Here is a 3,625-nt window from a genome sequence, read left to right on the forward strand (position 1 = left end):
GTTCCTCCCTCCCAACTCGGGGGCCGGCGCTTCGGCGCTGGCCCCTTTTTTGGTGCGGGCTTCGAGCCTCCACCGGCGCCCGGACCGGTCGGCTGCCGCGATGGTGTCGTTCACTGGCAGCATTTTGAGCCTCACGATGCGGGTTCCGGCGACGGCACCGATTTGCCGGCGAAGTTCGCTCTGTACATGCAGTACCGTCGCTGGCCCTTGGTCGGGACGATGACCCGCTCCACCCGCGCGTCCGTTGCCGTTCTTCCCAGCCGCCGGACGACCCTCTCGTTGAAGCCGATCTGGCCGGCAACTTCCGCGGCCGTCGAGAAGCCCTCATCGCGAAGCCGCTTCGTCTCACGCTCGGTGTGCGTGGGCAAGCCGTAAGCCCGCCGTATCCTGCCCACGTGCGCGGCCGTGTAGAGATCGCCCTTCCAGTTTCGGCGCCCCGTGGCGTTCAGCTCCCGTGCGGTGCCGTGGTCACCGTGAGTTTCCAGCAGCCGGTCGACCGTGGCGACCGTTTCCGGGGGTGTCTTGCGGATCTCCGCCATCGGTCTCGGCAACTGAAGGGGCTCGAGCGTCAGGGAGCGACCCCCGCGCATGCGCAGACCGATCGTCACCTCGGTGCCGTCCCGGGTGAGCGTCGCATCCTCGATTAGAAGCCCGAGCAGCCGCTTGCGATCCGCGTTGCCGGTTTCAGCGGCGTTCCATACCCGCTCGAAGTCCCACGCCAGTTCCCGAATGCGCTCCGCCTGCCGCTCGGAGAGCTCGGTGTCGCGCGCCGCGCCGCGGGCCTCGCGTTCCCGGCATGCCTCTTCCAGCTCGCGCAGGCGCTCGTTCCAGTCGGCTTCCAGCGACGCCGCCACCAGCCGGTTGGCGGGGTCGACCTCGAAGAACCTGCGCCGCGCCAGATCGGCCTCGTAGCGCATGGCCTCGATGCGCCTGGCGCGCTGGGCATCGGCCTCGGCGAACTCCACATCGACCTGCTCCTGGACCGCCAGGGCAAGATCGATGTTCTTGCGGTTCATCGCGTCGATCACGAAGCGCGATATCTCGGCGTCGACGAGATCGCCGCGCATGATCTGGCAGGTCTTCCGTCCGTAGCGCGCGAGTTCTTCGTTGCACACGTAGTGGTAGCGCGCCGGCCGGTTGCGATGCGGGAGAGCGTTGTTGTACTGCATGCTCATGCGCCGGCCGCAGTAGCCGCAGAGCACCCGCGACTGCAACAGCGCCGCTCCCTCGCGAGGCGCCGCGGTGCGCGCGGACGATTCCAGGAAGGAGGCGGCGTTGCCTCTCAGGGTCACTCGATTGCGAAGGTACTCGTCCCAATCGATGAAGCCCACATGGGCCTCCTGGATGCAGACCTGCCAGTCCTCCATCGGCACGACGAGGCATCGTGTGGTCCCGTCCGCCTGCCGCTTGACGTTCGTCCGGCCATAGACGTAGGCGCCGGCGTAGCGGGGATTCCTCAGGATGCGGCCGACTTGCGGCACGCGCGGAAGCGCCCAGTTCAGTTCGCCGTTGGCCGGCCCGCTTCGCGGGCGCGCCGGCAGCGCGATGTTCTCGCGGTGCATCCATTTCACCACCGCCATCGCCGACCCCATCCGCCGGAAGCTGTCGAACACCAGACGGACCGCGTCCACGACGGACCGGTCGGGATCGAACACCACCTCGTCCCTGTCGTTGTACGCCAGGCCGACCGGCAACCGCGTCTTCAGCGCGCCGCGCGCGGCGGCGCTGCGCTGGCCGCCGACCATCCGCGCCTTGATCCCCTGAAGCTCGAACTCGCTGAGGGTCCCTTTGACTCCCAGGAGGAGCTTGTCGTTGCCGTCGTTGGGATCGTAGATGCCGGTCTCGTCGAGGATCAGGGTATTGGTGATGCCGGCGATCCGCAGCAGCTGGTGCCAGTCGGCGTTGTCTCGCGCCAGGCGCGAGACTTCGAGGCCGAGAACGATCCCCACATCGCCGGCGGCGATGCTCCCCATCAGATCGCGGAAGCCGCTGCGGTTTCCGCTGTAGGCCCCCGACTTGCCCTGGTCCTCGTCGATCACCCGGATACGCTCGGCAGCCCAGCCGAGCGCCACTGCCCTTTGGCTCAGCCCGTACTGGCGCCGCCTGCTCTCGGTATTTTGCATGACCTGGCGAAGCGAGGACTGCCGCACATAGAGGCAGGCCTCGCGCTCCAGATGATGCGTCGCGACCTTGCGCGCTTCCGCTTCAGACATGACGGTTCTCCTCGTATATCCGCGCGATGCCGGTCGCCGCGGGAGGCGACGACACGCGCAGCAGGCGCCGGACCTGGCTGGCCGCCTCGACGATCACCGCGTCGGCGATTGCCAGGTCCACGTTGACGAACGGCCGCGACGGCGGCCGCAGACGGGTGCGGTTGCACGCGGCCCCGACCACGGCCAGGGCACCGCGCAGACCGTGGAAGCGCAGCACGGCGATCGCGTTGCTGTCGCCGCCCGACAGCCAGAGCTGGCGCCAGCCCTCGTAAATCTGCGCGGCGTCGGCGTGCATCATGGCCCAGGCTCCGGAGATTTTTTTTTATCCCGCTCGATCGCCTTCTCCAGACCGCGCGGATGGACCCTGACGCCGAACTCGTCCTCGATCAGCGGCGCCAGCCGGCGCGCGCCCACGCGGCCGTGCCGGGCCCTGTAGTCCTCGACGAAGCGCAGCATCTCCGGGCTGATCTTGTGCGGCCCCCGCGGCCCCCGCCGTCCCGGGATGAGCTCCTGCAGCCCGCCCTCGTCGAACGCCTTGACCATGCGGAAGCAGGTCGGCCGCGAGACCCCGAACCGTTCCGCTGCCTGCGCGAGCGTGGCGCTTCCCACCCGGACCAGCCGGACCATCTCGTAGCGGACCTGAAGCAGGTCGCGGGAATCGAAGAAGTCTCCGGAGACGAATGCCGGATCGCTGACCTTTTCCGGAGTCCGGTTGAGCGTGCCGGCCTCCCTGAGCCGGTTCCGCTTTTCGGTGTCGTCGCGATGCTCTGCCATGGCGGTGCGGGCCTCTGAAGTGCTTTCAATAAATAATACGCAAACTATCGAACCCGAGTCAACGCTCAACCGCGACGACCTCGCTCGATACGTAGAGAATACAGCGATTATCAGGCATTTCATGCCAGGTGCAGCCGCGCACAAGCGCCCTAGTTTCTGATCATATAGCGCCATTATTTCTGATCACGCTCGGCCGCCGGTGCAAGCAGCGCGTCGACGAGCTCGCGAAGCACAACCAGGTCGTCGCCCCGGAACAGGCAGTGACCCGAAGCAACGCGCTCGAAGTCGTCGACCTGCCCCAGGGACGTCCAGGAAACCGGCACGCTGACAAGGGTTGCGCCGCCCGGGCCATCCGCGAAGTAGCGGACAATCGATCTCTTGGATCCGCCCACACGGTCGTAAATCTGGACCGTTTGGCCCCTGAGCGGATGGAACGGGTGGGTGATCACAACATCCTGATGATCACCCTCTTCGGCGCAACGGCCTGCATTTGGGAACGGTAGAACGCAACTCGGGCCAGAAGGTCGACAGGACCGAGTGGCACCGGGTCGTCACCTTCCAGGACGGGCTGATCGACATGCTGGAGAAACATCTCGGATAATCATACTCTATGATACTCGTGGGTACTACCGGGTACG

Annotated in this window: 4 protein-coding genes; all 4 read right to left on the reverse strand. The window is 66.6% G+C overall.

Features of this window, described 5'->3' with window-relative positions:
* Positions 1-131: 131 nt before the first annotated feature.
* Complete coding sequence (locus OXM58_01045; protein MDE0146932.1) at positions 132-2,213, reverse strand: recombinase family protein; 2,082 nt, start codon at positions 2,211-2,213, stop codon at positions 132-134.
* On the reverse strand, positions 2,206-2,511 hold the full coding sequence (locus OXM58_01050) for a hypothetical protein (protein ID MDE0146933.1): 306 nt from the start codon (positions 2,509-2,511) through the stop codon (positions 2,206-2,208). Before OXM58_01050 ends, OXM58_01045 begins: the two co-directional genes overlap by 8 nt.
* Positions 2,508-2,987: a helix-turn-helix domain-containing protein gene (locus tag OXM58_01055; GenBank protein MDE0146934.1), complete on the reverse strand. Its 480-nt coding sequence runs from the start codon at positions 2,985-2,987 to the stop codon at positions 2,508-2,510. Before OXM58_01055 ends, OXM58_01050 begins: the two co-directional genes overlap by 4 nt.
* Positions 2,988-3,160: 173 nt before the next feature.
* On the reverse strand, positions 3,161-3,436 hold the full coding sequence (locus tag OXM58_01060; protein ID MDE0146935.1) for a DUF5372 family protein: 276 nt from the start codon (positions 3,434-3,436) through the stop codon (positions 3,161-3,163).
* Positions 3,437-3,625 lie beyond the last annotated feature (189 nt).

The organism is Rhodospirillaceae bacterium (assembly GCA_028819475.1).
In the GTDB taxonomy this organism is placed as follows: domain Bacteria; phylum Pseudomonadota; class Alphaproteobacteria; order Bin65; family Bin65; genus Bin65.